The sequence below is a fragment of the Yinghuangia soli genome, from assembly GCF_021502675.1.
In the GTDB taxonomy this organism is placed as follows: domain Bacteria; phylum Actinomycetota; class Actinomycetes; order Streptomycetales; family Streptomycetaceae; genus Yinghuangia; species Yinghuangia soli.
In genome coordinates, this window is the sequence record NZ_JAKFHA010000015.1 from 14,245 (window position 1) to 40,880 (window position 26,636).

25 protein-coding genes and 1 pseudogene are annotated in these 26,636 nt (G+C 73.4%); 15 read left to right on the forward strand and 11 right to left on the reverse strand.

What is annotated here, in order from left to right; all coding sequences use genetic code 11:
- Nucleotides 1–66 precede the first annotated feature (66 nt).
- From LZ495_RS23590 to LZ495_RS23610, 5 genes are all read left to right on the forward strand, one after another.
- Nucleotides 67–327 (forward strand): hypothetical protein, encoded by a 261-nt coding sequence (locus LZ495_RS23590; protein ID WP_235054854.1) that lies wholly within the window; start codon nucleotides 67–69, stop codon nucleotides 325–327.
- A 508-nt stretch (nucleotides 328–835) separates the two neighbouring features.
- On the forward strand, nucleotides 836–1,972 hold the full coding sequence (locus LZ495_RS23595; protein WP_235054855.1) for a glycosyltransferase: 1,137 nt from the start codon (nucleotides 836–838) through the stop codon (nucleotides 1,970–1,972).
- A 133-nt stretch (nucleotides 1,973–2,105) separates the two neighbouring features.
- Entirely contained in the window at nucleotides 2,106–2,552 is a 447-nt protein-coding gene (locus LZ495_RS23600; RefSeq protein ID WP_235054856.1) for a hypothetical protein, read from the forward strand.
- Nucleotides 2,553–2,713: 161 nt separating this feature from the next.
- Nucleotides 2,714–4,381 (forward strand): ATP-binding protein, encoded by a 1,668-nt coding sequence (locus LZ495_RS23605; RefSeq protein ID WP_235054857.1) that lies wholly within the window; start codon nucleotides 2,714–2,716, stop codon nucleotides 4,379–4,381.
- Entirely contained in the window at nucleotides 4,378–5,088 is a 711-nt protein-coding gene (locus LZ495_RS23610; protein ID WP_235054858.1) for a response regulator transcription factor, read from the forward strand. The genes LZ495_RS23605 and LZ495_RS23610 overlap by 4 nt, the downstream gene beginning before the upstream one ends.
- Nucleotides 5,089–5,149: 61 nt before the next feature.
- Here LZ495_RS23610 and LZ495_RS23615 read toward each other — a convergent pair whose 3' ends face one another.
- Together LZ495_RS23615 and LZ495_RS23620 are read right to left on the reverse strand one after the other, a co-directional pair.
- Complete coding sequence (locus LZ495_RS23615) at nucleotides 5,150–5,557, reverse strand: SHOCT domain-containing protein (protein ID WP_235054859.1); 408 nt, start codon at nucleotides 5,555–5,557, stop codon at nucleotides 5,150–5,152.
- Nucleotides 5,558–5,751: 194 nt separating this feature from the next.
- The gene (locus tag LZ495_RS23620) at nucleotides 5,752–6,372 is read right to left on the reverse strand and encodes a TetR/AcrR family transcriptional regulator (RefSeq protein ID WP_235054860.1); all 621 of its coding nucleotides are present in this window, start codon (nucleotides 6,370–6,372) and stop codon (nucleotides 5,752–5,754) included.
- A gap of 93 nt (nucleotides 6,373–6,465) precedes the next feature.
- Here LZ495_RS23620 and LZ495_RS23625 point away from each other — a divergent pair.
- Nucleotides 6,466–6,875, forward strand: a pseudogene (locus tag LZ495_RS23625) (organic hydroperoxide resistance protein).
- 26 nt (nucleotides 6,876–6,901) lie between these two features.
- Here LZ495_RS23625 and LZ495_RS23630 read toward each other — a convergent pair.
- Nucleotides 6,902–7,192, reverse strand: coding sequence for a DUF1905 domain-containing protein (locus LZ495_RS23630; RefSeq protein ID WP_235054861.1), 291 nt, complete (start codon nucleotides 7,190–7,192; stop codon nucleotides 6,902–6,904).
- Nucleotides 7,193–7,344: 152 nt separating this feature from the next.
- Here LZ495_RS23630 and LZ495_RS23635 point away from each other — a divergent pair, with 152 nt between their 5' ends.
- Nucleotides 7,345–8,046 (forward strand): hypothetical protein, encoded by a 702-nt coding sequence (locus tag LZ495_RS23635; RefSeq protein WP_235054862.1) that lies wholly within the window; start codon nucleotides 7,345–7,347, stop codon nucleotides 8,044–8,046.
- Here LZ495_RS23635 and LZ495_RS23640 read toward each other — a convergent pair.
- Complete coding sequence (locus LZ495_RS23640; protein WP_235054863.1) at nucleotides 8,015–10,240, reverse strand: MMPL family transporter; 2,226 nt, start codon at nucleotides 10,238–10,240, stop codon at nucleotides 8,015–8,017. The two genes, LZ495_RS23635 and LZ495_RS23640, sit on opposite strands and share 32 nt — an antisense overlap.
- 235 nt (nucleotides 10,241–10,475) lie before the next feature.
- Here LZ495_RS23640 and LZ495_RS23645 point away from each other — a divergent pair, with 235 nt between their 5' ends.
- Nucleotides 10,476–11,762, forward strand: coding sequence for a sensor histidine kinase (locus tag LZ495_RS23645; protein WP_235054864.1), 1,287 nt, complete (start codon nucleotides 10,476–10,478; stop codon nucleotides 11,760–11,762).
- Nucleotides 11,759–12,463 (forward strand): response regulator, encoded by a 705-nt coding sequence (locus tag LZ495_RS23650; RefSeq protein WP_235054865.1) that lies wholly within the window; start codon nucleotides 11,759–11,761, stop codon nucleotides 12,461–12,463. Before LZ495_RS23645 ends, LZ495_RS23650 begins: the two co-directional genes overlap by 4 nt.
- Nucleotides 12,464–12,544: 81 nt before the next feature.
- Here the strand turns inward: LZ495_RS23650 and LZ495_RS23655 are convergent, their stop codons facing one another.
- Nucleotides 12,545–13,162, reverse strand: a complete 618-nt coding sequence (locus LZ495_RS23655) for an NUDIX domain-containing protein (RefSeq protein ID WP_235054866.1) — start codon at nucleotides 13,160–13,162, stop codon at nucleotides 12,545–12,547.
- Nucleotides 13,163–13,296: 134 nt separating this feature from the next.
- Here LZ495_RS23655 and LZ495_RS23660 point away from each other — a divergent pair, with 134 nt between their 5' ends.
- The 5 genes from LZ495_RS23660 to LZ495_RS23680 all read left to right on the forward strand — a co-directional run bounded on the left by LZ495_RS23660 (nucleotide 13,297) and on the right by LZ495_RS23680 (nucleotide 20,545).
- Nucleotides 13,297–13,800, forward strand: coding sequence for a hypothetical protein (locus LZ495_RS23660; RefSeq protein WP_235054867.1), 504 nt, complete (start codon nucleotides 13,297–13,299; stop codon nucleotides 13,798–13,800).
- The gene (locus tag LZ495_RS23665; protein WP_268823273.1) at nucleotides 13,800–15,188 is read left to right on the forward strand and encodes a hypothetical protein; all 1,389 of its coding nucleotides are present in this window, start codon (nucleotides 13,800–13,802) and stop codon (nucleotides 15,186–15,188) included. The genes LZ495_RS23660 and LZ495_RS23665 overlap by 1 nt, the downstream gene beginning before the upstream one ends.
- Nucleotides 15,185–16,498, forward strand: coding sequence for a VWA domain-containing protein (locus tag LZ495_RS23670; RefSeq protein ID WP_235054869.1), 1,314 nt, complete (start codon nucleotides 15,185–15,187; stop codon nucleotides 16,496–16,498). The genes LZ495_RS23665 and LZ495_RS23670 overlap by 4 nt, the downstream gene beginning before the upstream one ends.
- A gap of 100 nt (nucleotides 16,499–16,598) precedes the next feature.
- The gene (locus LZ495_RS23675) at nucleotides 16,599–17,711 is read left to right on the forward strand and encodes an ATP-binding protein (protein WP_235054870.1); all 1,113 of its coding nucleotides are present in this window, start codon (nucleotides 16,599–16,601) and stop codon (nucleotides 17,709–17,711) included.
- Nucleotides 17,708–20,545 (forward strand): DUF5682 family protein, encoded by a 2,838-nt coding sequence (locus LZ495_RS23680; protein WP_235054871.1) that lies wholly within the window; start codon nucleotides 17,708–17,710, stop codon nucleotides 20,543–20,545. The genes LZ495_RS23675 and LZ495_RS23680 overlap by 4 nt, the downstream gene beginning before the upstream one ends.
- Before the next feature lie 71 nt (nucleotides 20,546–20,616).
- On the opposite strand, the gene LZ495_RS23685 is transcribed toward LZ495_RS23680, so the two are convergent.
- Entirely contained in the window at nucleotides 20,617–21,504 is an 888-nt protein-coding gene (locus LZ495_RS23685; RefSeq protein WP_235054872.1) for a LysR family transcriptional regulator, read from the reverse strand.
- Nucleotides 21,505–21,568: 64 nt separating this feature from the next.
- Nucleotides 21,569–22,084, reverse strand: coding sequence for a putative immunity protein (locus tag LZ495_RS23690; RefSeq protein WP_235054873.1), 516 nt, complete (start codon nucleotides 22,082–22,084; stop codon nucleotides 21,569–21,571).
- Between the two features lie 217 nt (nucleotides 22,085–22,301).
- Here LZ495_RS23690 and LZ495_RS23695 point away from each other — a divergent pair, with 217 nt between their 5' ends.
- Entirely contained in the window at nucleotides 22,302–23,120 is an 819-nt protein-coding gene (locus LZ495_RS23695) for a L,D-transpeptidase (protein WP_235054874.1), read from the forward strand.
- Nucleotides 23,121–23,130: 10 nt separating this feature from the next.
- Here LZ495_RS23695 and LZ495_RS23700 read toward each other — a convergent pair whose 3' ends face one another.
- From LZ495_RS23700 to LZ495_RS23715, 4 genes are all read right to left on the reverse strand, one after another.
- Nucleotides 23,131–24,045: an alpha/beta fold hydrolase gene (locus tag LZ495_RS23700; protein ID WP_235054875.1), complete on the reverse strand. Its 915-nt coding sequence runs from the start codon at nucleotides 24,043–24,045 to the stop codon at nucleotides 23,131–23,133.
- Nucleotides 24,042–24,899, reverse strand: coding sequence for a class I SAM-dependent methyltransferase (locus tag LZ495_RS23705; protein ID WP_235054876.1), 858 nt, complete (start codon nucleotides 24,897–24,899; stop codon nucleotides 24,042–24,044). Before LZ495_RS23705 ends, LZ495_RS23700 begins: the two co-directional genes overlap by 4 nt.
- Nucleotides 24,900–25,031: 132 nt before the next feature.
- Complete coding sequence (locus LZ495_RS23710) at nucleotides 25,032–25,964, reverse strand: haloalkane dehalogenase (protein ID WP_235054877.1); 933 nt, start codon at nucleotides 25,962–25,964, stop codon at nucleotides 25,032–25,034.
- 64 nt (nucleotides 25,965–26,028) lie between these two features.
- Nucleotides 26,029–26,619, reverse strand: a complete 591-nt coding sequence (locus tag LZ495_RS23715; protein WP_235054878.1) for a TetR family transcriptional regulator C-terminal domain-containing protein — start codon at nucleotides 26,617–26,619, stop codon at nucleotides 26,029–26,031.
- Nucleotides 26,620–26,636: the final 17 nt, after the last annotated feature.

Consider the following 26,636-nt stretch of genomic DNA (forward strand, 5'->3'; position numbering starts at 1 on the left):
AGTCCCGGCGCACTTCACCCCGGCGTCTGCCGTCTCCGCATACGCCCCTGCCCATGGAGTCCCACCATGTTCGTTCGTTCCCGTCGCAAACTCGCCACCGCAGCCCTGCTGCCCGCGCTCATCGGCCTCGGCGTGGCCACCGCCTCGCCCGCGTCCGCGGCGACTTCGCCGGCGTCCGCACCGGCCGCCGAGGCCGCCCGCTACGTGCAGGCCGGCAGCGCGGCGTACCCGTACTGCTGGTACGGGCACCCGGGCTACCCGGTCTGGTGCGGGCCGGGCTGGTACCCCGGCGTCGCCGTGGGCCTGGGTGTCGGCCTGATCCTCTGATCCTGCGCGCATAGCCAATTGCCCCGACCTGCCGGGGCATTCCGCCGGATGCACCGGTCACCGCCGTCCACGACGGCCGGACCGGTGCATTCGGCTGCCCGCATGCCCGCGTCCCGGACGCACTGAACTCCCGACCGTGCGCAGGTGATCCGCCGAGCCCTCCGCAGCGTGTCATCCACAGGTGGCCATTGCCGGGGGAGCGGTCCACGGGGCATGCGCGACCATGCGGCGCGATGGCAGGGGCCATCCCGATTTAGGTCGTTCTGCGGATATCCAGCTGTCCCGTCGGACCCCACAGTGAAGACCTTCGCGTCGGTCCCGCATGCCCGGCGGGTGCGGGACCGGCGCGAGGTGCGGCGGCGAACGCGCCGGGCCGATCGGGTGCCGTGCCGGTCACCGTTATCGGTGACTGCGCGCGGGATCGGCCTTGCGCAGGTCCTCGTGCCGTGTGGTGTCGTCCACGATGAGGCCGTCGTTTTCGTTGGGGCTCAGGTGGGGGTGGGTGCACATGGACGGGCGATTGCGTGTCCTGATGGTCGTCGACGATCTGCGGATCGGCGGAGCACAGCGCCAAGTGGTGGGGCTGGCGGCTGCGTTGGCCGAGAGCGGCCACACCGTGGTGGTGGCCTGCACGGAAGGCGGCCCGGTCGGCGCGGGCCTGGGCGCGGCCGGCGTCCCGGTCCGCATGCTGGGGCGCCGCCGCGTCGCCAAGCGGGTCAGCCTCGCGACCGCGGTACGGATCGCGCGCCTGGTCCGCGCCGAGCGGTTCGACGTCGTGCACGCCCACGTGCACGCCGCCTCGATGGCCGCCGCGGTCGCGGCGTCGTTCATGCGCGCGCCCGTGGTGGTGACCGAGCACAGCATGGCCTCCTGGCGCGGCCGGCTGGCCCGGGCGTACAGCCGCCTGCTCTACCGGCGTTGCGCGATGGTGCTGGCCGTGTCGGCGGAGATCCAGGACCGGCTCTACCGGTCGGACCGGGTCCCGGCGGGCCGCGTGCGGGTGGTCGGGACCGCGCTGTTCGGCCGCCAGACCGGCGCGGTGCGCAGCGCCCGTACGCGGCCCGCGGAACCGCGGGAACGCCCGCTGCACGTAGGCGTCGTGGCGCGCCTGGAACGCGAGAAGGGCGTCGAGCTGTTCGTCCGCGCGGCCGCCCGGGTCGCCGCCGTCCGGCCGGACGCCGCGTTCAGCGTGGTCGGCGACGGCAGCCTCCGGCCCGACCTGGAGGCCCTGGCCGACGGCCTCGGGCTCGGCGGCCGGCTCGCGTTCGCGGGCGAGCGCGCCGACGGCGAGGCCGCAGTCGCCGAACTGGACGTGCTGTGCCTGCCGTCCGTCACCGAGGGCGCGCCGCTCGTGGTGCTGGAGGCGATGGCCGCCGGAGTGCCGGTGGTGGCCACCCGGGTCGGCGGCGTCCCCGCGCAACTCGACGGCGGGCAGGCCGGCGTCCTGGTCGAACCGGGCGATGCCGACGCGCTCTCCGACGCCCTCGTCCGGCTGATCGACGAACCGCGCGAACGCGACCGGCTGGCCCGCGCCGGACTCGCCCGGCACGCGGAACTGGGCGGCGGGCCCACGGTGGTCGCGGCAGTCGAGGCCGCCTACCGGGACGCCCTCGACGACGCCCGCGACCCGGGCGACCGGGACTGACGTCCCGCCTGCAGGCCGGGACAGGCGGCTCAGGACGGCGGGACGCAGCGTGCGGCACAGTCTGCTCCGTCCCCATGCGGACGGGCGTACGGTCCACCCCCGAAGACCGGCGCCCCGCAGACCAGGAGTCCCCATGACCCGAAGGATCCGCCGCGCCGTGCTCGGTGCCGCGCTGTCGACGCTCGCCACCGCCGGCCTGGTGGCCGGCACGGCCGGAACCGCGCACGCGGCCGGGCCCGTGTACGCGGTGCAGCTCAACTGGGTGAACATCATGAACAACCAGGACAACAACAGCGTCGACGAGATGTACATCAAGGTCAACGGCAGCACGGTGTGGGGCCCGCGCGACGTGCCGTACAACACGCCGCAGAACCTCAACGTCCTGCTGCCGCGCACCTTCTACTTTGACAACGTGACCCCGCTCAAGGTCGAGTTCTGGGACCAGGACCCGGCCCGCGACGACCGCGTCGGCACCATCACGCTGACCGGCGCCGTCCCGAACGTCGGCGCCAACGGCGTGGAATTGAGCGGCAACGACGGCCGCTACGCGGTCTACTACACGGTCACGCAGATCGCCTGACACCGCCGCCCGTTCACCGCCCGGACACCCCAGGTGCCCGGGCGGTGAACATAGTGGCCGGGTGATGCAGACTCCCCGCATCCCGTCCAGGACAATGAGCCCCCGTCGGATGTGCCCCCGCGCAGGCTGCGCGGGGGCGGTGCGCCATTCGGGGGGAGACCATGGCTTTACTCGACCGTCCTGCCGGCGGCACGGGGCCGATCGCCGTCCTCGGACCGGCCGACCGCCCGGGGCCGGTGCACCTGCACCCGCCCCGGGCGATCGCCTTCGCCGGGGGCTGCCACGTCCTGGCCGCGGTCGCGGCGGAATCCGCCGCACCGGCCCGCAGCAGCTTCGCGCACGCCCCGCTGATCACCGCGTGCGCCCTGGCCGGGACGCTCATCACGCTCGCCCCCCGGCGCGGCCCGTGGCTCGCCCTCGCGCTGCCCGCGGTCGTCCTCGCCCAGGCGGCATGGCCCGCGCTCCCGGCCCGGGTTCCGGTCGCGGCGCTCGTCCTGGCCCTCGTCGCGCTGGGCGCCGCCCTGGTCCGGGCCGCGCCCGGGCACTGGCACCACCTCCCCGCGGCGGCGCTCGGCGGCATCCTGGCCGCGGCGGCGTACTCCGCACCCGACTCGGCGGTGCCGTCCGGGGCCCTGGTCCCGCTGACGGTCCTGTTCCTGCTCACCCCGCCGCTCGCCGTCCTGGTCGCCCGCGCCACCGGCCGCACCGGCGAACTCGACCGGCTCACCCGCCGGATGGCCTTCCGGGTGCCCATCGCCGTGCTGGCCATCATCGCGTGCATCGCGCTCACCGCGGTCCTGCGCCCGCTCCTCCCGGCGTCCGGCCTCCTCGTGGTCGGCGCCGCCGCGGCCGTGCACGTCGCGGTCGCACTGTGGTCGCACTCGCGCGGGCGCCGGCTGGCCGAACAGGCCGCCCGCCACGAGGCGGTCCTGGAGGCCGCCATCCTCGTGCTGTCCGACGAGGCCGCCGATCCGGCCGACAACCTGCGCCGCGTCGCCGCCCTGGCCGCCACCGAACTCGGCGTGGCCGGCGTCGTGGTCGAACTGGACACCGTCTCGGCCGGGCACGGGCAGACCGTCGAACGCCCGGTCGACGTGGCCCTGGTGTGCCGCGGCCGGGACCTCGGACGCCTCCACATCCACAGCGAACGCGCCCTGGACACGCGGACGTTGACCACCGTCGACCGGCTGGCCAGGCAGCTCGCCGCGTTCGCCTACGCGGTGCTCCGCCTCGACGACGCCCGCAGCGCCGAACGCGAGCACCTGCGCCGCGAACTCCACGACGGCGTCGGCCACGCCCTCGCGTCCGCGGTCATGCGCCTGGACCCCGGACGGCACGCCGAGCACCTGCGCCCCGTGCTCGCCCCGGCGCACGCGCACGTGAGCACCGCCCTCGAGGACCTGCGGTCGATCGTGCGCGGCGCGGCACCCCCGCAACTCGTCCGCGACGGGCTGGCGGACGCCCTGCGCGCACTCACTCGCGACCCCGACGGCCCGGCCGTCCTGCTGACCTTCCACGGCGACTGCCAGGCGGTGAGCGCGGCCGTGCAGCAGGACGTCTACCGCATCGTGCAGGAGGCGCTCACCAACGCCCGCCGGCACGCCGATGCCGGACGCGTCTTCGTCTCGGTCGCCACCACCGACCGCATGCACGTGGAGATCGTGGACGACGGACGCGGCCTGCCCGCCGGACCGGTGCCGGGCACCGGCCTGGCGTCCATCCGCACCCGGATCCGGCAGCTCGGCGGCGACTGCGCCATCGGCCGCGCCGCCGGCGGCGGCACCCGCATCGCGTTCACCGTCCCGCTGACCCCGACGGACGCCGCGTGATCCCCGCTGCCGGGCCGCTGCGCCCGGCCCCGGCCGGTCCGGTGCGCACGATCCTGGTGGACGACCACCCGGCGTTCCGGACCGGGCTGCGGGCCATCCTGGCCGACGTGCCGTTCCCGGGGGCCGAGGTCGTCGCCGAGGCCTCGTGCGGCGACGACGCCGTCGCGAAGGCCGAGCGCCTGCGCCCCGACCTGGTCCTGATGGACCTGCAGATGCGCGGACCGGACGGCACCGACGGATTGTCCGCGACGCGCCGGATCACCGGCGGCTGCCCGGCCGCCGGGGTGCTCGTGGTCAGCATGTTCGCGGACGCGGGGACCGTGCAGGCCGCGTTCGCCGCGGGTGCCCGCGGGTTCGTGCTCAAGGGCGCCTCGGCGGGCGAGATCGTCGGCGCGGTCCGCGCGGTGGCGTCCGGCTGCGCGTTCCTCGGCACCGGGGTGTCCGGCCTGCTCGCCGGCATCGCCGAGGACGCCCGCACGGGGCGGCGCCCGTTCGGCATCCCGGGGCTCACCGAGCGCGAGAGCGAGGTCCTGGCGCTGCTCAACACCGGCCTGGGCACCGGGGACATCGCCCGGACGCTGCACATGAGTCCCAAGACCGTGCGGAACCACATGTCCAACCTGTTCGGGAAGCTCGGCGTCGCCAACCGCGCCCAGGCGGTGGTCCGGGCCCGCGAGGCGGGCCTGGGGCCCGTGCCCATCCCCTGAGCGACGCGGAGGGCGGACACGCCGCGGGCCCGGCCGTTCCCGGCCGGGCCCGCGGTATGCCTCAGGCCAGCAGCTTGGCCTTGGCCTTCTCGAATTCCTCGGCGGAGATCGCGCCGTTGTTCTTCAGGTCGGCGAGCTTGGAGAGCTGGTCGACCGCGCTCGGTGCGGCGTTCGACTGGCTCGACGAACCCGCCGCGTCGCGCACGTACGCCTTGAAGGCCTCTTCGCTCTGCTTGGCCTGCTGGACGTCGCGCTCGCCCATCGAGCGGCCGCGCGCGATCAGGTAGACCAGGATGCCGAGGAACGGCAGCAGGATGACGAAAATCAGCCATCCGGCCTTGCCCCAGCCGCCCAGGTCGCGGTCCCGGAAGATGTCGGTGATCACCTTGAACAGCAGGAAGAACCACAGCACCCACAGGAACAGCCACATCATCGTCCAGAACACGTTCAGCAGCGGGTAATCGTCCACGGCGCTCTCCACATCAGCCTGCGGCGTCCGGCTGCAGGAGGGACCGGATCACCGTGCCCTGCCCGTCCAGGACGAACAGTGGCTATTCGAGGGATATCACCCGATTTGCTCCTCTGCATGTCGAGGCGTGGCCGCGACAGTGGCGCGTCCGGACTCGGAGCAACCCTCCGGCAGGCCTCTGGCCCGCCCTCTGATCAGGCCTTGGCGGGCGGGAGCACGCGCTCCAGCGCGTCCTCGACGACCGTGCGCAGCGCCGCCGGGTCGTCCAGGTAGCAGCCGACCGCGAGGCCGTCGCGAAGCAGCATGAGGATGCCCGCACCGGCCTCCGGGTGCGGGTCGCCGGCCCGGCCGAGCAGGTCGGCCATCAGGCCGTGGAACCAGGCACGGTGGGCCTGCACGGTCTGCCGGACCGGGTGGGCGGCGTCCGGGAATTCGGCCGCGGCGTTGATGAACGGGCAGCCGCGGAAGCCGGCCTGCCCGCCGTATTCGGCCATCGCCGCGAAGATCCGCAGCAGCACCTCGCGGGCCGGCTCGCCGGCCAGGTCCTCGGCAAGGGCGTCGACCAGCGCGCGCTGCCCGCGGTACTGCTCGTCGAGGTACGCGTGGACCAGCTGCTGCTTGGCCGGGAAGTGGCTGTAGAAGGTGGCCTTCGCGACGCCCGCCTCGGCGATGATCCGGTCGATCCCGACCGCGTGCACGCCTTCGGCGTAGAAGAGCGCGGTCGCGGTGTCGAGCACGCGCCGGCGGGCCGGGCTCTCGCGGCGGGCCGCGGTCGCCGCGGGGCCGGCGGAGCGGACGGAGTCTTTCGTGGGCACGCCTTGACGATATCAGACAGATCTGTCTAGTCTGCGGTCATCAGCCGGACAGACAGATCTGTCTGTTTTTGCAGTCGCCTGAAGGGAACCCCCATGAGCCTCTACACCGCCGTCGCCACCTCCGCCGGCCGCGACCAGCGCGCGGTCAGCTCCGACGGCCAGTTGGACGTGGCCCTCGGCCTGCAGAAGGAACTGGGCGGCGACGGGGTCGGCACCAACCCCGAGCAGCTCTTCGCGGCCGGTTACGCGGCCTGCTTCGCCAGCGCCATGGGCCTGGTCGCCAAGCGCCAGAAGGTCGACGCGGCCGACGCCTCGGTGACCGCCGAGGTGTCCCTCGACGCCAACGGCGAGGGCGGCTTCACGCTCGGCGTCGTGCTGCACGTCGAACTGCCCGAGCACTCACCGCCGAGCAGCGCACCGCGCTCGTCGAGGCCACCCACCAGGTCTGCCCGTACTCCAACGCGACCCGCGGCAACATCCCGGTCGAGCTCGTCGTCGACTGAGCCGCGCCCGGGGGAGCGCCGCGCGGTCAGCCGCTCGCGAGGCGCTCCTCGAGGTGCACGGTCACGGTGTCGCCGGCTTCCTTGCCGATCCGCTTGCGGACCTCGGCCTTGACCGGCAGCTTGTGCGTCCCGTCGCCCAGCGCCATGAACGAGCTGCGGAACGGCTGCCCGTCGATGGTGCCGCGCACCTTGACCAGGCCGCGGGTGCCGAAGAAGGCGGCGGAATGCGGCCAGACGAGGTACGTCCATCCGCCGGGGGCCGGGCTCTTCACCAGCCGGGCGTCGAACGTCTCGTCGAGCTTCTGCTGCGTGCTCATGGGGACTCCTTGACGGTGGCCTGTTGACGACGATGCACCAATGCAGACCGCCCGGCAGCCCGAAACTCATCGGCCTCGGGCCGCCGAGTCCGGGCGACTGCCCGCCGGAAAATGCCTACTCCGCTGTCGGTGCCGGCTGGGAGCATCGCTCCGTGTCCACGAAAGCCGCCGCTTGCCGCACCTTCCCCGCAGACCTCCCCGGGGAGTTCGAGACGCACGTCACCTTCACGTGCGCCGACGCCGAGGTCGACGCTCTCGTCGCCTGGGGGAAGGCCCGCGGCACCGGGGCCACCCACATCCTGCTGGAGCGCGGCCGCACGGTCTCCCAGCCGATGCTGACGCTGCGCGCCGCCACGACCCTGGCCGCCGCCCGCGCGGCCGCTGCCGAGCTGGCCTGCGCGGCCCGGGCGGACGGCTTCCACCCGGTCCGCATCAAGATCGAGGCGGCGCCCTGGCATCCGGCCGTGCCGGTCCGCGACGAGGACGCCGCCGCACTGGAGCCCGCGTACCACTTCGAGCACCACGTGAAGCTGCTGCTCGGGCCGGACGACGCCACCGGGCCGCTGGCCGCGCTCGCCGTCCGGCACTCCGCCCACCTGTCGCGCAACGCCCGGCGGAAGCGCGACGACGGACGCCACGAGCGGTTCGTCACGCAGCGCTGCCGGGCGGTCGGCGACCGCACCGCGGCCGCCGCCCTCGACCTCCTGGTCACCGAGCTGACCGGCCGCGGCCACGAAATCCTCTCGGTGGAACGCGAGTTCGTGGTGTTCGACGACGACGAGACGCTCGACCGCGGCTGGATCGACGAGACCGCCGAACCCTTCAGCGCATCGGCGACTTCTCGAACGGTGTGACCGCCCACGCCTCGTGCGACTCCTCGGCCGGCCGCTGGTGCCGACCGGACCGGTCCGGACGCCGCGGCCACCAGATCGACCGGCCGAGCAGCGCGGCCAGCGCCGGGACCAGCGTGAGCGACAGCACGAACGACGAGAGCAGGATGCCGAGTCCGGTCGCGAAGCCGATCTCCTGCATCGACTTGTCGGGGTTCACCGCCAGACTCGCGAACGAACCCGCCAGCACGATGCCGGCCGTCGCGATCGCCGGGGCGGTATGGCGCACCGCGCGTGCCACCGCGTCCCGGGCCGACCCCGGCTTTGCCATCTCCTCGCGCAGCCGGTCGCTGATCAAGATGTTGTAGTCGGTACCGAGCGCCACCACGAACAGGAACAGGACCAGCGGCAACGTGAAGGACACCCCCGGGTGTTCGGCGATGTGCTGGAAGGCGAGGACCGAGGCGCCCAGCGTCGCCAGGAACCCGAACCCGACCGCGAGCATCAGCACCAGCGGGGCCAGGAGGCAGCGCAGCAGCAGGAACAGGATCAGCGCGATCAGTGCGGCGGCCACCGGGAAGACGACCTTCAGGTCGTGGTCGACGGCCTCGGACACGTCCGCGAAGATCGCCGCGGTGCCGGTCACATGCGCCTCGGACCCGTCCGGTGCGCTGCCCTGCACGGCCGCCCGGAGCGGCCCGGACACCAGGTCGCGGGCCTCTGCGGAGTTCGACGATGCGGTCAGGAGGACGTCCATGCGCGCCGCCGTGCGGTCCGCGCTGAGCGTCGCCGGGGCCACCTGCCCCACGCCGGGCACGCCCGCGACCGCCCGGCCGAGCCCCGCGAGGCCCTGCTCGTCCAGCGTCCGGCCGGGTGCGGCCGCGACGTACACGGTGTGCGGATCGGACGTGCCGGCCGGCAGTGCACGGGAGATTTCGGCGGCCGTGCCGGCGGACGCGGTGTCCTGGGGGCTTTCGGCGATGTCGTAGTTCATCCGCATGCCCACCGCACCGGCCGACAGAGCAGCCAGCAGCACCACCGCGCCCAGCGCGAAGCGGGCCGGACGCGCGGCGATGCGGTCGCCCCAGCGTGCCGCCACACCGCCCTCGCGGTCGCGCTTCCAGGCCTTCGCCGGCCAGAACAGGCCGCGCCCGCACACCGCGAGCAGCGCGGGCATCAGCGTCAGGCTGGCCAGCAGCATCACCAGCACGGCGACCGCGATCGCCGGACCCAGCACCCGGAACTGCCCGAACGTGGCCACGCCCAGCGTGGCGAACGCCGCCACGATGGTCAGCGCGGCACACGTGACGGCGGCGCCGACCTTGCCCGCGGTGACCGCCGCGGCCGCGCGTTTGTCCTGGTCCGGATGCGTGCGGAGCTGCTCGCGGAACCGGAACATCAGGAAGAGGAAGTAGTCCACCCCGATGCCCAGCAGCACCACGGTGATCAGCGACGGGATCGAGGCGTCCAGCTCGATGCCGGTCAGCAGGGCCATGCCGGCCACTGCTCCGGTCGCCGCGCCGCCGATCAGCACCACCGCGAAGAGCGGCACGATCGCCGCGAGCACGCTGCGGAACACCAGGACGTTCAGGAGCACGATGAGGCCGAAGGTCAGCAGTCCGGCGACCATCTCGGTGGTCTTGTTGGCCTCGGCGGTGTCCACCGCGTCCGGGATCGGCCCGGTGAAGCCGGTCCGCAGGCCGTCCGCGGCGAACCGCGCCTCGGCCGCGTCGCGGAACTCCTTGTAGACGCCCTGCACGCCGGAGTCCATCGCCCCGCCCCGCAAAGTGGCGGTGACGAGCTGGAACGACCCGTCCGGCGCGGCCGGCCCGAGTTCCACGTGCGGCGTCTGCGACCGGTCCTTGAGCAGGGGAGTGGGACCATCCTCGGGCTCGGGCATCTCGACGCGCTCGCGGCCGAGCTGCTCCGCGGCCGCGGCCGTGTTGCGCAGGTCGGCCGGGGACAACTTCGCGCCGTCCGACCGGGCCACCAGGATCGTCACCGGGGTGGTGTCCGAGGTCATGCCGAACTTGTCCTCGGCTATCTGCAGCGCGGCCGCCGAGTCGTATTTCTCCGGCAGGAAGTCGCCGGTCTGCGCATCGGAGGCCCGCGACATCAGGCCGGGTGCGAGGACCGTCATGGCGCCGCACACGAGGGCCCAGAGCAGGATGACCTTCCAGGCGTGGCGGGTGGAGCCGGTCGTCAAAGCACGGATCATGGTTACTCCGCTTGAGGGGACTGCCCAGGGTTCCGGGCCTTTTCCAGGCCATCACGGTGCGTATCGGGAGGTCATCGACCAGCCGTACGGTCGCGGACCAGTACTCCGGTCCCATCTCCGGCCGGCCGCAGGGGACCGGGGTACCGGCCCGGAATCGTGCTTGCCGGCGGTCCGGGCGCCCGCCCGGCGCGATGGAATACTCGAAGACGCGATTCCCCACGGAAGGAGGCCCTGGATGGGCTTCGGCCCCATGTCCATGGCCACGTTCGGCAAGGCGATCACCGGTCGCGACCTCGCGGAGCCGGCCCCTTCCGCACCGGCCGTGCGCACCGGGATCCGCCGCCTCCTCGGCCCCTGGACCCCTGCCGATGTGCTGATCCCGCTCGTCGTGGGGGCTGTCGACCTCTTCGGCTACTTCATCACCGCGACCCCCGCGCAGACCGACAGACCGGTGCTTGGTGGAACGTTTCTGCTGCTCTCCGCCGCCTGCCTGCTCTTCCGGCGCCGCGCACCGCTGCCGGTGCTCGCCGCGGTGCTGGTCCTCGGCACGACCATCAACCTGCTCACCGAGATGCCGCCGCGCTACGGCTTCGCCGTGGTCGTCGCGCTCTACACCGTCGGCCTGGCCTGCCGCCCCGCGGTGACCGCGGGCGCCGCGGTCCTCACCGTCGCCGCGCAGACCAGCGGGTACGGCAACGAGGACCAGTCGCTCACCTGGATGGCCAGCTCCGACGTGGTGGCCACCATCCTGGTGCTCGCGGTCAGCGCCGGAGTCCGGCACTGGCAGCAGCAGCTGGAGGTCAACCGCGCGCTGCTCGCGGACCGGGCGCTCACCGACGAGCGCCGCCGCATCGCGCGCGAACTGCACGACATCGTGGCGCACCACGTCACCACGATGCACCTCATGTCCGGCGCGGCCCGCGCGAACCTGGACCGGGACCCGGACGCGGCCCGCGGCGCCCTGCTCACCCTCGAGGCCTCCGGCCGCGTCGCGCTCGGCGAGATGCGGCAGCTCCTCGGCGTACTGCGCAGCGACGACGACACCGAGCACGCACCGTCCGCACCGCAGCCCGGCGTCGACGACCTCGACCGGCTGGTCGCCGAGTCCTGCCTGGCCGGCCTGCCCACCGAACTGGAGATCGCCGGGCCGCGCCGCGAACTCCCGCTGCCGGTCGGACTCGCGCTCTACCGGATCAGCCAGGAGGCGCTCACCAACGCGCGCAAGCACGCGGGCCGGAACGCCCAGGCCCAGGTACGGCTGGAGTACCTGCCGAACCGGGTCGTGCTGCGGATCGGCGACGACGGCGGAACCGCGCCCGACCCCGGGCGCGCCGCGCAGCGCATGCCGGGCGGCGGCCACGGCCTGGTCGGCATGCGCGAACGCGTCGCCGTGCACCGCGGCACCTTCGAGGCCGGACCGCTGCCGGACGGCGGCTTCGCGGTCGCCGCCGCGATCCCCGTACCGGCCCACCCGTACGAAACGGCCGCCCGGCGGCCCGAGTCCGAGGAGTACTCCGGATGATCCCGGCCGACCCCAGCAGCGCATCCGGCACCGGCACGCTGCGCGTGCTGATCGCGGACGACCAGCCCCTGGTCCGCACCGGACTCGCGCTCATCCTGCGCTCCGACCCGGCCGTCGAGGTCGTCGGCGAAGCCGGCGACGGCGAAGCCGCGGTGGCCGAGGCAGTGCGCCTGCGCCCCGACATCGTCCTGATGGACATCCGCATGCCGGTCCTCGACGGCGTCAAGGCCACCGCGCGGCTCGCCGAGGCACTGCCGCAGTGCCGCGTCCTCACGCTCAGCACGTTCGACATGGACGAGTACGTCGTGGCCGCGCTGCGCGCCGGAGCCGCGGGCTTCCTCCCCAAGGACGTGTCCCCCGAGGACCTGCTCACCGCGCTGCGCGTGGTCAAGGCAGGCGAGGCCGTCGTCGCACCGCGGCTGCTCACCCGGCTGATCTCCACGTACGTCATGACCCCCGACGCCCCGCAGCCGCTCGCCGTGGGCAGCCTCTCCCACCTGACCCCGCGGGAGGTCGAACTGCTGCGCCTGATCGCGGCCGGGCTGGACAACGCCGAGATCGCCAAGGCCATGCAGATCACCGTCTCGACGGTGAAGAACCACGCCACGAACCTGTTCGCCAAACTCGGCGTGCGGGACCGCGCGCAGGCGGTGGTGGTCGCCTACGAGACGGGGCTGGTCATCCCCGGGCACTCCGCCTGACCGCGGGCCGACCGCGGCTTTGCGCCGCAGCCGGACCCGACGGAAGCGGCGAACCGCATCCGGACCCGGCCGGCATCGCCGTCAGTGTCGGGTCCAGTCCGGCTGGGCGAAGTCGGCGGCGCGGGCGTCCGGATGGTCGAGGAGGACGACCTCCCGGAACTGCCACAGCAGGGCGCCGGTCGGGGCGTGCAGCAGCATGTCCGGTGCGAGGTGCATCTGCAGCAGCGGCGGGCCGCCGGGCTGCGGGACCCACCGCGGCGTGTCCGGGGCCGCCAGGCGGTCCAGGCCGACCGTGTGGACCGTGTGGATCTCGTGGTTCGGGGTGAGCACGACCGGCCCGTCGACGGCCGCCACGATCGGCGTGATGGCGAACCCCGACGCAGCCGGGAAATCGTCCAGCCGGCCGAGGACCGCATCCTCGGCCAGCTCGAGACCGAGCTCCTCGTGCAGTTCGCGCAGCCCCGCCTGCAGCGGCGTCTCGCCCGCGTCGAGCCGCCCGCCCGGCAGCCCCCACTGGCCCGGGTTGCGGCCGCGGTAGGCCCGCTTGATCACGACGACCTGCGGCCTGCCGCCGAACTCCGCGATGCACAGCACCACCGCGGCCCGGCGCATCCCCGGCGTGTCCGGCACCGCGATGTGCCGGAAGGCAGCCAGCCGCTTCCGCGCGGTGGACACGAATTCGGCCACGCTCTCGCTCACGCCCGGCCCCTCTCTCGACGCGACGTACCGCACCACGGTGGCACACCGCCTTGTTGTCGGTGTCCACCAGTACGTTCGACACGTCCCGCCGTTCTGGCGAAGGCACTTCCCACGTGCGAAAAGGAGATGGTGTGTTGTCGGATTGGGAGGGGTCGAGCACCGCCCGCGTGGTGCCGCCCGCGCGGCCGCGCAAGCTCGCGAAAGTCCCGTTCGTGGAGCTCGCCGACGGCCGCCTGCAGGGCGTGGTCTCCAGCGGATCCGACGCCGGCCGCGTGTACGTGTCGTCGGTCGCCGCGGGCGACTACGCCTTCGCGTGCAGCACCAACAACAACCGGCCGTGCGGCGGCGCCCGCGGCTCGTTCTGCAACCACATCGGCGCCCTGATCACCGAAGCCGTCCTCCAGTACGGCGGCGTGCGGGTGGCCCGCTACCTGCGCGTCGAGACGGCCGCGGTGGAGCCCGCCGCGCACGACATTGCGACCGCGATGCGCGCGACCGGGCCCGCGAAGGGCGACAGCAAGGCCGCCGCCCAGGTGTTCAGCCGCTTCCTGCGGCACCTCGCGTACCTCGAACTCGCCGCGACCACCGCGCCGCTGCCCGAGATGCAGTGGTTCCCGCCGACCAGGGCGGTGGCGTGATGCGTACCGACCTGCTCGCCGAACCGGTCGCCGGACTGGACGAGGCACTCGCCGCGGTCACCGCCTTCGACGGCGTCCTGACCGGCGGACTCCTCCGCCCGCGCCCCGAACAGGGCGCTGCGCTGGCCGAGTTCGCCGACAGCGTGGCCGGCACCCCGCTGGCCGTACGGGTCTGCGAAGCCGCCGACAAGACCGCCGCCGCGGCCGGCGGAGAAGACCACTTTGCGGCGCTCGCCGCCGCCCGCACGGCCCTGCTCGGCTCCGCGCACGACGCCCTGCTCGCCCGGCTGGACGAGGCCACCGGACGGACGCGCAGTGCCGCCGAGGCCGCCGTGCCCGGTCCGCCGCCCGCCGTGAACCTCCTGGCCGCCGCGCGCTCCTGGCTGTGCGACCTGGCCCGCGCCGGATGGCAGGGCATCGACCACGACCTCGTCGCCGACGCGGCCCCGGTGGTCACCGCGATGCTGCCGGACCCGGAACTGCGCCGCCTGGCCACCCTGCTGGACGGCTTCTCCGCCGAACTCGCGGCGTCCTGCCCCGGTGCCGCACTGGACCGCGTCCCGGCCCGCCGCTGGGCCGACCTGTGGGCGCGCGCGATGATCCTGGCACAGCCCGGCGCCTCGGCCGCGCCGCCGCCCGGCACCGCGACGGGGCGGCTCCTGCCGCTCGGCATCGACCTGCACGAGCACGCGACCGCCGCCCAGGCCCAGGTGCACGCCGTCTTCGACCCCGCGGACGGCAGCGGCGCGCGCCTCGTCCGGGCCAGTGTGTCGGCGCCGAAGCCGGACACCGTCGTCGGCGCCGGCGTCTGGCAGCTCCTGCGCCCGCATATGTCGCTGCTCGCCGCGGTCGGCGAAGGCCGTGCCATGAACATCGCGGACATGACGCTCACCGCGGGCGGCGACCTCCTCTGGGACGACGCCAAGGCGCGCACCGGCGAACCGGCCGACGCCTTCGCGACCGCCCGCGTCGCGCTCCCCACCGCCTCGGCCGCCGCCGTCCACCCGCTGGACCGGCACCCCGCGGCCATCGCCGAACCGGTCTTCGTAGAGGGCTACACCGCCGAGGAGACCGACCGCGAACTCGTGTTCGCGTTCGCCGGGCTGCGCCTGGCCGTGGACACCGACCGCATCCCGGCAGCCGGGCCGCTCGGCCCGGAAACCGTCGCCGCGTCACGTGCCTGCATCGGCCTGCTCCGCTGGGACGCCGGGGAGTTCCGGCTCCAGCCGCTCGCCGTCGAGACCGCGGTGCGCAACAAGCCGGTCGCCGTGCACGCCGGAGCATGGGCGGGCGGCGCGGCCGACAAGGCGGCGGCCAAGGCCGAGAAGGCCGCCACCGACGCTGTCGCGGTGCTGCGCGAGCGCGCCGGAAAGCTGCTGCGCAAATGACCGAGGCCACGCACGAACCCGCCGGCGCACCTGTCGCGGACCCCGAGGCGAACCGGCGCGAGGTCCTCTACTGGCGGCTGCTGGCCCGCCTGTTCGACCCGGAGGAGCAGGCCGCACTGGAGTCCGCGAGCCTGGCCGTGGTCGAGGACATCGGCCTCCCGCCGGCGCTCCTGGACCCGCGCGCCTCGGTCGACTCGGTCGTCCAGCGCCACCCGGAACTGGCCGCCGAGTTCGACCGCCTGATGACCCCCGAAACCGACGACGAGGAGGGCACCGGACGCGACCGCGCCGCCGAGGTCCGCCGCGCCGCACTGGTGTCGAAGGTCCTGCTCAACGTCTTCTCCACCGGCAGCGGAACGGTCAGCGCGGGGCAGCTGTCCGACTGGCAGCGCGACGCCGGCTGGCTCGAGCGCGCGCTGGGCAGCAAGCCCGGCGACCTCGCCGCGATCGAAGCCGACCTCGTCAAGCGCATGCACCTGCGCGAGGTCCTCGCCGACCCCGCGCTCGCCGCGCAGCTGACCCCGAGCATGTCGCTCATCGAGCAACTGCTGCGCGACAAGGACAACTTGTCGGGCGTGGCTCTGGCCAACGCGAAGGCGCTGATCCGGCGGTTCGTCGACGAGGTCGCCGAGGTGCTGCGCACCCAGGTCGAGAAGACCACGGTCGGCGCGCTGGACCGCTCCGTACCGCCCAAGCGGGTATTCCGGAACCTCGACCTGGACCGGACCATCTGGAAGAACCTGACCAACTGGAGCCCCGAGGAAGAGCGGCTGTACGTCGACCGCCTCTACTACCGGCACACCGCCCGCAAGACCACGCCTTCGCGGCTCATCGTGGTCGTGGACCAGTCCGGCTCGATGGTCGACTCCATGGTCAACTGCACGATCCTCGCGTCGATCTTCGCGGGGCTGCCCAAGGTGGACGTGCACCTGATCGCGTACGACACCCGCGCGGTCGACCTCACGCCCTGGATCCACGACCCGTTCGAGACGCTGCTGCGCACCGACCTGGGCGGCGGCACCGACGGCACGGTCGCCATGGCGCTCGCCCAGCCGAAGATCGCCGAGCCGCGCAACACCGTGGTGGTGTGGATCTCGGACTTCTACGAATGGCACACCGACCAGCTGTTCGCGAGCATGGCCGCCATCCACCGCTCGGGCGCCAAGTTCATCCCGGTCGGCTCGGTCACCAGCGCCGGGCGCGGCAGCGTCAACCCCTGGTTCCGGGAGCGCTTCAAGGACCTCGGCACCCCGGTGATCTCCGGCCACATCCGCAAGCTCGTGCACGAACTCAAGACGTTCCTGACCTGACGCGCGCGACGTGCCCGGCCCGCCCTGCCGCCAGGCAGCCCGGCCGCACCGCCCGCCTGCTCGGGACCGCCTCCTTCCCCCACTCTTCGAAAGGCCCCTCATGTCCGACCTGTTGCGCGCCCCCGCCGAGATCAAGTACGCCGAGGAGCTGGACTGGCTCGAGTCGGTCGACGACGGCGCCAAGCCGTTCGCCTGGCGGCTGTCCCCGAAGATGGTCCGGCTGTTCGTGCTCGGCTCGGAGCGCGCCGACGGCCTGGACCGCGCGATCGACCAGAAGTGGTTCGGCGACCGCAGCATCGTCGAACGCGCCATCGTCACGCTCGCCTCGGACCGCGGCCTGCTGCTGATCGGCGACCCGGGTACCGGCAAGAGCTGGCTCGCCGAACTGCTCGCCGCGGCCATCAGCCGCAACTCCACACTCGTCGTGCAGGGCACCGCGGGCACCACCGAGGACCACATCAAGTACTCGTGGAACGTGTCCATGGTGATCGCCAAGGGCCAGTCCCGGGAATCCATGATCCCGTCGCCCATCATGACCGCGATGGAGGCCGGCGCGATCGGCCGCTTCGAGGAGCTGACCCGGTCCACCAGCGACGTCCAGGACGCGCTGATCTCGATCCTGTCCGAGAAGTACATCTCGGTGCCCGAACTGGACAGCGACGGCATCGTCTTCGCCAAGCCCGGCTTCTCGGTGATCGCCACCGCGAACAGCCGCGACCGCGGCGTCAACGACCTGTCGTCCGCGCTCAAGCGCCGCTTCAACTTCGTCCGCATCCCGGTGGTGACCAACAAGAAGAGCGAGGCGGAGATCGTCCGCTTCCGCACCGAGGAGCTGCTGCGCCGGCACGCCATCGAACTGGACGTCCCGCCCACGCTCCTGGATGTCCTGCTGCAGAGCTTCGCCGACCTGCGGGCCGCCGCGGCCGCGGCCGGCAGCGACGACGAGAAGCTCGAATCGTCGCTCTCCACCGCCGAGCAGATCGGCGTCCTGGAGGACGCCATCCTGCACAGCAACTTCTTCGGCGACCGGGCGCTGACCGCCCGCGCCCTGGCCTCGTCGCTGGTCGGCTCGCTGACCCGCCGCGAGCCCGAGGACCTCGCCATCATCAACAAGTACCTGCACGGCGTCGTCGAGCCGCGCAGCAAGGCCGAGGGCGGTCCCTGGACCGAGTTCCTCGACGGCGGCCGCGACACGATCGCCACCCTGTCATGAGTGCTCCCCACGATGCGGGATTCACCGCGCTGCGCAGCCAACTGAGCGAAGCGGCATCGGAATTCGCGGACGGGCCGGACGCACTGCAGGAGATCCTGCTGGGCATCGTCGACGACGTCGACCGGGCCGCGCGCGAGCCGCTGGAGATCTTCCCGGTCTGCCACCACTCGCCCGCCTCCGCCACCGCGATGGCCCGCCGGCTCCGCGAACGGCAGCCCAAGGTCGTCTACCTGGAGCTCTGCGAGGACATGGCCCCGCTGCTGCCGGAGCTGCGCAACTGCACGCTCCCGGTGGCGGTCCAGGCCTTCGCCACCGACGTCAAGGGCTTCCCGGTCGAGTGGGCGCCGCTGTCGGTGGTCGCGCCGATCACCGAGGCGTCCGCCGAATACCAGGCGATCGCGTACGCCCTGGACACCCCGGGCGTCGAACTCGTCCTCGTGGACCGCTCGTCGGACCACGTCTTCCAGTGGGAACCGCGGGCGGCCGACAGCACGCAGCCCGCCGACCCCGACGCGGCCCCGCCGGAGGAGGAGGCCGCGCTGCACGGCGACGCAGTAGGCGTCGAGATCGGCGACCTGCGGCCGCGCTTCGCGGAACTCGAGGAGCACCTGCTGCGGCACGGCCGTGTCCGGCACTGGTCGGAGTGGTGGCACCAGTACGTCGAACTGCCGCTCGGCGACAGCGACCACGACACCTACCGCCAGGTCATGTTCCTCATCGGCAGCCTCTTCCGGCGCCTGGCGCCGGGCGACACCCGCCGGGTGCGCGTCGACGAGGACCGGGAACGCCACATGTGGACGCGCATGCGCGAGCACCTCGCCGCCACCGGCACCGACCCGGCGGACTGCATCTACGTGTGCGGCGCCTTCCACGCGGCCAGCCGGGTCGAGGAGTTCGGCGTCGACGGCACGGACACGTTCGCGATCGCCCCGCGCACCGAGACGGTCTGGCAGCACGGGCTCATCCCGTCCAGCCACGCCGCCATCGAGGCCCAGTTCGGCCTCGCGGCCGGCTCGGTCTCGATCGCCGCGACGGTGTGGGGCAAGAACCTCAAGCGCACCGGCGTCGCGCCGTACCGCATGGCCGGGCAGGCCGGGGCCAGGAAGACCGCCAAGGCGGCGGCGAAGAAGACCGCGGCCAAGCCGGCCGCGGTGCCCCCCGGGGCGGCACCGGACGCCGCGGCCGGGAGCCCGGCGCCCGACCGGCTGACCGGGTTCCTCCGGCAGCCGCCCGTCCTCGACCGCCTGGACGAGGACGAACTCCTGGGCTGGTCGGTCGAGATCGTGCGGGCCGCGCGGCGCAACGGCTACCTGGCCTCGACCGCCGACGCCATCGCGGTCTTCGAGACCTCGATCCTGCTGGCCGGGATGCGCGACCGGGCCCGGCCCACGCCGTACGACTTCCAGGACGCCGCAGTCACCTGCATAGAGAAGGAGTCGGTGCCGGGCCGCCGCGACGTCCGCCGCCTCGTCGAGATCATGATGGGCGGCGACCGGATCGGCCGGGTCGGCTACGACGCGCTGCCGCCGCTGGCCCGCGACGTGCACGACCGGCTTGCCCCGCTCGGCCTCCCGCTGGAGCGCCGGGGCGTGCAGCGGGCGCTCCTCGACATCGCGGGACGCCCGGAACTCGCCCTCTGCTCCGACGTCCTGTGGGTGCTGAAGTACCTGATGCCCGCCGGTGCCGCCCGGCCCATCATGGGCGAGCGGAAGCTGGGGGAGCGGCCCATCCAGGAGTCGTGGGACCTCGCGCTCGGCACCCACCAGCGCGCGCTCATCGAGCTCGGCTACGAGGGCGTCGGCATCGAACAGGTCCTCGAACAGCGCCTGCGCCGCGCCGCGTACAGCCCGCACGCCACCGCGGCGTCGGTGCTCGGCACCGTCGAGGACGCGACGCTGTACCTGCGCAGCCGCCGGCTCGCCGACGAGCTGGGCACGCGCGCCCTGGAGGTCCTGGCCGCCGAGCGCAGCGTGGACGGGGCACCCGAGGTGCTGCGCCGGGTCCGCCGGCTGCTCGCGTACTACCGGACGAGCGAACCGGTGCTGCCCGCCTGGATCGAGGCGTTCGTCACCACCGCGTACCGCCACTACTGCACGCTGCTGCCGACCGCCTGCACGGACGAGGAAGCGACCGTCGGGCAGGTCGCCGCCATGCTCGGCTTCCTCTTCGGCATGGAGAGCCTTGCCCTGTCGCTCGGCTGCGACCGCACCCAGCTGGAACTCGCGGTCGCGCAATGCCACCCCGAGGAGCCCGCGAAGGTCGCGCTGCTGTGGGGCGCGCAGGTCCACCTGGGCACCCTGACCCGGGCCGAGCTGCGCACGCGCTGCGACGGCTTGCTGGGCAACCCGCTCGTGCTGCCCGCGTACCCGCAGTACCTGAGCGGGTTCGTGCAGGCCCTCGAACCGGTGCCCGGGCTGGCCGACTTCGTGGTGGAGGCGGTCTCCAACGCGTTCGGGCGGCTGCCGGACCCGCTCCTGCTGCCGTGGCTGCCGACGCTGATCGGCACGCTGCGCACGAGCGGCGCCGAACTCGCGCCGCTGCTCATCCGCGAGGCCGGGCGCATCTTCCCGGGGAAGCTCGCCGCGCTGGATACGTGGGTGCCGCCGTGGCTGGCTCCCGCGCGGCCGCCGACCGCCCGCCCGGCGCGCGGCACGTCCGGCCCGCGGGGCGCGGCGCTGCTCGCCGCGCACCCGCAGACCTGCGACGCGCTCGCGGAACTGCTGGGCTGCGACGGGGGATGGGCCGCGGCGGAGCCGGATGCGGCGGGCGCCGTGCTGCTCGGCCGGCACCCGGAGACGGCCGAGGCGTTGGAGGCGCTGCTGGCAGGGGTCTGACACCGCGGGGAAGGGGAGTCCGGGAACGCCGTTGCAGCGGCGTTCCCGGACCTTCTTGCCGGGCCGGCGGACTACGGCGTACTGCCGGGCGGGCGGACCCCCGCCTGCCGCGCGAACTTCGAGAAGGCCCGCACCTCCGGCCGCAGCGGGTGGCGCGCGGTGACCAGTTCCATGCTGCGCCGGATCGGCGGGTCGAACGACCGCACCACCGCGACCCCGCCGAAGCAGGCCGACAGGTCCCGGTACCAGAGCAGCGAGGCCCGGCCGTCCGCGACCGTGGTCATCCACGCGCCGCGCTCGTCGGTCTCCACCACCGGCACCGGGCGTATCCCGGCGGTGACGAAGAACTCCTCGAAGTCCGCCCGTCGCGCCCCGGTCCGCGACGGCAGCACCATCGGCAGCCGGTCCAGCGCCTGCCACGGGACCGGATCGGGCAGCGCCACGTCCGGCGGCGAGACGAGCACGACCTCGTACGGATGCAGCAGGTCGGACTCCAGGTCCGCCGGGCACGGCAGATCGGTCACCGCGAGGTCGAGGGCCCCGCTGCGCAGCGCCTCGAAGATCATCGCGTGGTCGGAGAACTGCACGACGTCGACGGTGACGTCCGGCATCAGCCGGGCGAACCGCGGCGCCAGCGAGCTGATCATGTGGATCGCCACCGAGGCGCTGGCACCCAGCCGGACCGGGCGCGCCGGGAGGTCCCGGGCCGGGGCGAGGCTGCCGGCGATGGCCTCCACGCCCTGCAGCACGCGCCGGGCGAGCAGCACGACCTGCTCGCCTTCCGGGGTCAGCAGCCCGCGGCCGGGGCGCCGGTCCAGCAGCGCGGTCCGGAGCTCGCGTTCGAGGGCCTGCACGGCCCTGGTGAGGGCCGACTGCGCGGTGAAGAGCGCCTCGGCCGCCGCCGAGACGCCGCCGTGCTCCGCGATCGCGACGAGATAGCGCAGCTGCTGGAGAGTCACGAACCGAAGGTAGCGATTCCGCTTCGGAAGATCGATCGGTCCGGAGCGAAAACTCGGTCCCGGCTCAGCAGTCGAAGGCGTGCCAGCAGATGTCGTTGCGCAGGCGCTGGTCGTCGAGCACCAGTGCGCGGATCGCCTCCGGGAGTTGCCCGCGCTGCCAGCGGCACTCGCGGCGGCCGGCCTCGGCGCTCTCGGCCTTCGGCACCGACGCCCGGACGGCCTTGACCGCGTACGCCGCGGCACCCAGTTCGTGTGCAGCGACATGCGCGACCACCGCCGCCTGCCCCGCGGCGTACGCGGCATTGCGGGCCGCGCCGCGCAGATCCCGCGCCGCCCCCATCGCATGACCGCCGGCCGCCCGCGCCTCCATCATCTTGACCTCGCCGCGCACCCAGGCCCGGGCGTGCTCGATCGCCGCCCGGGGCCGCGGATCGTCGGGCCGGACCGCCTCGAACAGCCCGAGCACATGCTCCGCGCACGCGGCCGCCCACAGCGCGAGCAGATGGTGATCTTCATCGCTGAGCGTCCCGCCCCGGCGGACCGTGATGAAGCGCGGATCCCGCACCTTGGGAAGGATCATGAGCCGCACTGTGCTGCAGCGGAGGCCCCGGAGTCCAGGGGGATGGCCGGGAGCGATGTGACAGAGCGTAGTGCTTTGTGATTCCCGGGACGCCGGGTTCGGACCGGGGTGTGACACGAACCGGACATTTCGCATGTCACCCTTGTGGAGCAAGCCGACACCAAACGGGTGGAAGTTTGCTGTCCCCGTAGTGATGCAGGTCACGGAAGGTCCGCAAGTGAGCAAGACGCGCATAGCGATGGTGACGGCCGCAGCAGCGGCGATTCTGGCGACCGCGGCCTGCGGCAGCAGCCAGTCCCCGTCGACGGACCGCGACAGCGCCGCAGCGCCTGCCTCCGTGCCGCCGCCGGCCGCGACGCCGACTCCGCAGGCCACGCCGCCGAGTGCCACCGCGACGGACCGCCCGACCGCGCCGGGCACCACCGCGACCGGCAAGCCGTCCGCATCGGCGACCGGAGGCCAGAAGAACGCCAAGCCGGGGACGGACACCCAGCGCGACGCCTCGGGCAAGCCCGGGACGGAGTCCGCGACGGAGTCCGGGACGCCGTCCGGCAAGCCGACCCCGCCGACGCAGTCGCCGACCGCGCCGACCACCTCCGCGAAGCCGTCGACCACCGCGCCGCCCAAGCCGAAGCCGTCGGCCACCGAGGAAGCCAAGGCGAAGTACGACCCGCGCTGCATGACCGGGCGCGCGATGTGCATCGACAAGACCACCCGGCAGCTGACCTGGCTCATCGACGGCGTGCCGCAGTACTCCTTCGAAGTGCGCTTCGGCTCCCAGGAACTGCCCACGCGCGAAGGCGCGTTCAAGGTGGACTTCAAGTCGAAGGACCACGTCTCGACGCTGTACCACACGCCCATGCCGTACGCGATGTTCTTCAGCGGCGGCCAGGCCGTGCACTACTCGCCCGACTTCGCCGCCAACGGCTACAAGGGCGCCTCGCACGGCTGCGTGAACGTGCGCAACAAGCCGCTCGTCGAGAAGCTGTTCGCCGAGTCCCAGGTCGGCGACAAGGTGATCGTCTACCGCAGCTAGTCCCTCCGGCTCAGGGGCTTGCCGGGGTGCCGGCCGCGCGGGCCAAGTGGTCGCGCACCGCTTCGAGCCACTCCTTCGGGGCCTCGGTCTGCGAGTTGTGCCCGGCGCCCGGCAGCACCACCAGCCGGGCGCCGGGTATGCCTGCGGCCAGGTGTGCCGCGGCGGTCTGGAGGCCCGGGTCGTGCGGTCCGCTGAGGACCGTGACCGGGCACGCGACGGCGCTGAGCCGGTCGCGCAGCGACGGGTACGAGCGGATCGCCTTGCCGAGGGCCACGAACGCGGCCGGGTCCATCCCGGCCACCGCGGCGGCCTGCCGCTCCATCCGGGCCAGGTCCCGCGGCGAGGCGTCGCCGGGCACCGGGACCATGCGCTCCACGAACCACATCACCGGCCCCATGCCGCGCCGCCGGACCAGCACGTCCAGCAGCCGGAACAGCAGCCGGACGCCCCACGAAGAGGCCGGCTCCGGGGCGGTGTTCATGAGCACCAGGGAACGCACCCGCTCGGGGTGCGCGAGCGCGTACCGCAGGGCGAGCACGCCGCCCATCGAGTGCCCGACAAGGTCGACCGGCCCCGGCAGCATGCGGGCCGCGAAGGCCTCGAGGTCCGCGCCCAGCAGGTCGAGGCCGTACGCGCGCCGGTCGCCGAACTTGGTGCTGGCGCCGTGCCCGCGGTGGTCGTACGCCACGACGCGGCGGTCCTCGGCCAGCTCCGGCGCCACGCCGTCCCAGTCCGCGATGCTGCCCGCGTAGCCGTGCACCAGGAGCACCGGCGGTGCCTCCCCGGCCGGGTCCTCCGCCGCGGTCGCCGCGGGCAGGTCGCCGTAGTGCAGCAGGAGCGCGGTGCCCTGCTCGTCGCCGGGACCGCCCTCCGCGCCGGCCAGGAGCAGCGACGACTCGGTCCAGGACCGCACCGCCCCGGTCACCGCGTCCCCGCCGGGGGCGCGGCGGTGAAGAGGTTGACCCGGTACGCGTCCGCGCTGTTGCGGAACACCGCCCGGGCCACCGCCATGCCGCGCCGCTGCCCGAACGTCATGCGCGCGAGCGTCGCCTCCGGCAGCTCGACCAGGCCGCGCGAGTCGAGCGCGGACAGGCCGATGCCCCAGTCCTCGACGGTCTTGGGATGGTCGCACGCCCACACGAACTCGGCGGCGAGCTCCTTCTTCAGCGCCGGGTGCTCCTGGTTCTCCACCACCCCCGTCGACGCGGTGTCGAAGGCCAGCCGCGCGCCGGGGAACGCGCGGGCGACCCCGCCCAGCACCGTGCGGACCTGCTCCTCGGGGAAGTACAGCAGCACGCCCTCGAGGACGAACAGGTACGGCGCGGGCGCGGACTGCACCCGCGCGTACCAGTCCGAGTCCAGCACCGACGCCTCGTGCATGCGCCGCCGCGGCGCATCGGCGAAGAACCTGCGGCGCAGCTCCAACGAGTCCGGCAGGTCGAGTTCGATCCAGTGCGCAAGGCCGTTGTCCAGCCGTTCGAAGCGCGAACTGAGCCCCGCGCCGATCTCCACGACCGTGCCGGCCGGGTACTCGGCCAGGAAGTCCAGCACCCACTGGTCGAGGATCAGGGTGCGCAGCACGGTCAGCGGCAGCGTCGCGGAGCCGTCGAACCTCGTGAAGTCGTAGTCGACCGCCGCGACGATCTCGGCGGCCTTGGCATCGTGCAGGATGCCCTTCTTCTTGGCCGTCTCGACCGCGCGTGCGTACAGCGTCGGCAGCAGCGTCTCCTGCACGGTGCCGAGCTTCACCGGCCTCGGGCTGCGGTCTGTCGTGCTCACGTCCGGCGCCCCCTCGGCTCGAATGGAGCCGGAACGTAGCACGCGCGATCGGACGCCGGAACGTGCGCGGCGCCCGATCGCCGGGACGGCATGGATCCATGTCCGGACGGCATGGATCGCCTGCCGGCGCGGTCACAGCCCGAGCACGAACTCCCGGACGGCCGCGCCGATCTCGGCCGCGGAGTCCTCCTGCACATAGTGGATCCCGCGCACCGCCGCCTCGCGCTGGTTCGGCCAGGTACGCGCGAACTCCAGGGCCCGGCCGACCAGGATCGCGCCCGGCTCGGCGGAGATCAGCAGCTTGGGCACCGCGGAACCGGCCAGCCAGCGGCCGTACGCCTCGACCGTGGCCGCGACGTCCGCCGGGGTCCCGTCGATGGGCAGCTCGCGCGGGAACATCAGGGTGGGCATGCGCGACTCGCGGGTCCGGAACGGCGCCCGGTAGGCGGCCATCTCGGCCTCCTCCAGCGGCCGCAGGACGCTCTTGGGCAGCACGGTCTCGATGAAGAAGTTCTCGTCCAGCAGCAGGCGTTCGCCTTCGGTGCTGCGCATCAGGCGGAACAGCCCGTCGCGGCCTTCGGGGAAGTCCGCCCACAGCCGCGGCTGCACGATCGCCTCCATGTACGCGATGCCGCGGACCCGCTCCGGGTGCCGGTGTGCCCAATGGAAGCCGAGCGCCGAACCCCAGTCGTGCAGCACGAGGGTGACCTGTCCCTCGGGCAGCACGGCGTCGAACCACGCGTCCAGGTACTGCACATGGTCCTCGAACCGGTACCGCCCGCCGGGCATCGGACCGGACGCACCCATGCCGACCAGGTCCGGCGCCAGGCAGCGGCGGTCGCCGGCCAGGTGCGGGATGACGTTGCGCCACAGGTAGGAGGACGTCGGGTTGCCGTGCAGGAAGACCACCGGGTCGCCGTGCCCGGTGTCGACGTAGCTCATCCGGGTGTCCAGCACCGCGGCTTCGCGGCGCGGGTGCGGGTCGGCGGCCCCGGGGCCGGCCGGGGCGGCGGCAGGTGCGGGGGCGGGGGCGGTGTGCGCGGGGGAGTGGGTCTGCGTGCTCATGGTCGTACCGTCCTTGCGAAGTGGGCGTGCGTACGGTCCGGTGCAGGGGTGCAGAAGCGGTGGTTCAGGCGCGCGGGGCGAGGAGGGTCCCGAAGACGACCGTCTTGAACCGCTCCAGCGGCTCGGGCGAGCGCTCCACCTTCATGCGCAGCATCGCGCCTTGCCACGAGGCCATCAGGAAGTCCGCGAAGTCGTTGGCAGCCATGGGGAGTTCGATGTCCCCGTCGCGCTGCGCCGCGGCGAGGCAGCGGGCGAACGGCTCGTGCCACTCCGCGAACACCTCGGACAGGTGGCCGCGGATCGCCTCGCTGGTCTCCGTCGAGTCGATGCTGGTGTTGCCGATCAGGCAGCCGTCGTGCCAGCCGCGGTCCGCGAGCCGGTCGGTGATCGCGTCGAAGTACGCCCGCAGCCGCGCCAGCGGCGGCCGCGAGGTGTCGTCGAGCGTCGCCGCGATGACGGTCCGCACGTCCGCGAAGTAGCGGTCGATGACCGCCAGCCCGAACTGCTCCTTGGACGCGAAGTGATTGCCGAAAGAGCCGAGCGGCACTTCGGCCGCCGCTGTGATGTCGCGGACGCTCGACCCGACCAGGCCGGTCCGGCGCACGGCCTGCATCCCCTTGTCGAGGATCTGGTCCTTCTTCGATGCTCTCGCCATGACAATCAATATGAACG

Coding starts and splice junctions, on each gene's coding strand:
- LZ495_RS23590 (WP_235054854.1), top strand. CDS start 67: ATGTTCGTTCGTTCCCGTCGCAAACTCGCCACCGCAGCCCTGCTGCCC.
- LZ495_RS23605 (WP_235054857.1), top strand. CDS start 2,714: ATGGCTTTACTCGACCGTCCTGCCGGCGGCACGGGGCCGATCGCCGTC.
- LZ495_RS23645 (WP_235054864.1), top strand. CDS start 10,476: ATGGGCTTCGGCCCCATGTCCATGGCCACGTTCGGCAAGGCGATCACC.
- LZ495_RS23690 (WP_235054873.1), bottom strand. CDS start 22,084: ATGATCCTTCCCAAGGTGCGGGATCCGCGCTTCATCACGGTCCGCCGG.
- LZ495_RS23670 (WP_235054869.1), top strand. CDS start 15,185: ATGACCGAGGCCACGCACGAACCCGCCGGCGCACCTGTCGCGGACCCC.
- LZ495_RS23675 (WP_235054870.1), top strand. CDS start 16,599: ATGTCCGACCTGTTGCGCGCCCCCGCCGAGATCAAGTACGCCGAGGAG.
- LZ495_RS23665 (WP_268823273.1), top strand. CDS start 13,800: ATGCGTACCGACCTGCTCGCCGAACCGGTCGCCGGACTGGACGAGGCA.
- LZ495_RS23650 (WP_235054865.1), top strand. CDS start 11,759: ATGATCCCGGCCGACCCCAGCAGCGCATCCGGCACCGGCACGCTGCGC.
- LZ495_RS23710 (WP_235054877.1), bottom strand. CDS start 25,964: ATGAGCACGCAGACCCACTCCCCCGCGCACACCGCCCCCGCCCCCGCA.
- LZ495_RS23595 (WP_235054855.1), top strand. CDS start 836: ATGGACGGGCGATTGCGTGTCCTGATGGTCGTCGACGATCTGCGGATC.
- LZ495_RS23600 (WP_235054856.1), top strand. CDS start 2,106: ATGACCCGAAGGATCCGCCGCGCCGTGCTCGGTGCCGCGCTGTCGACG.
- LZ495_RS23715 (WP_235054878.1), bottom strand. CDS start 26,619: ATGGCGAGAGCATCGAAGAAGGACCAGATCCTCGACAAGGGGATGCAG.
- LZ495_RS23640 (WP_235054863.1), bottom strand. CDS start 10,240: ATGATCCGTGCTTTGACGACCGGCTCCACCCGCCACGCCTGGAAGGTC.
- LZ495_RS23630 (WP_235054861.1), bottom strand. CDS start 7,192: ATGAGCACGCAGCAGAAGCTCGACGAGACGTTCGACGCCCGGCTGGTG.
- LZ495_RS23680 (WP_235054871.1), top strand. CDS start 17,708: ATGAGTGCTCCCCACGATGCGGGATTCACCGCGCTGCGCAGCCAACTG.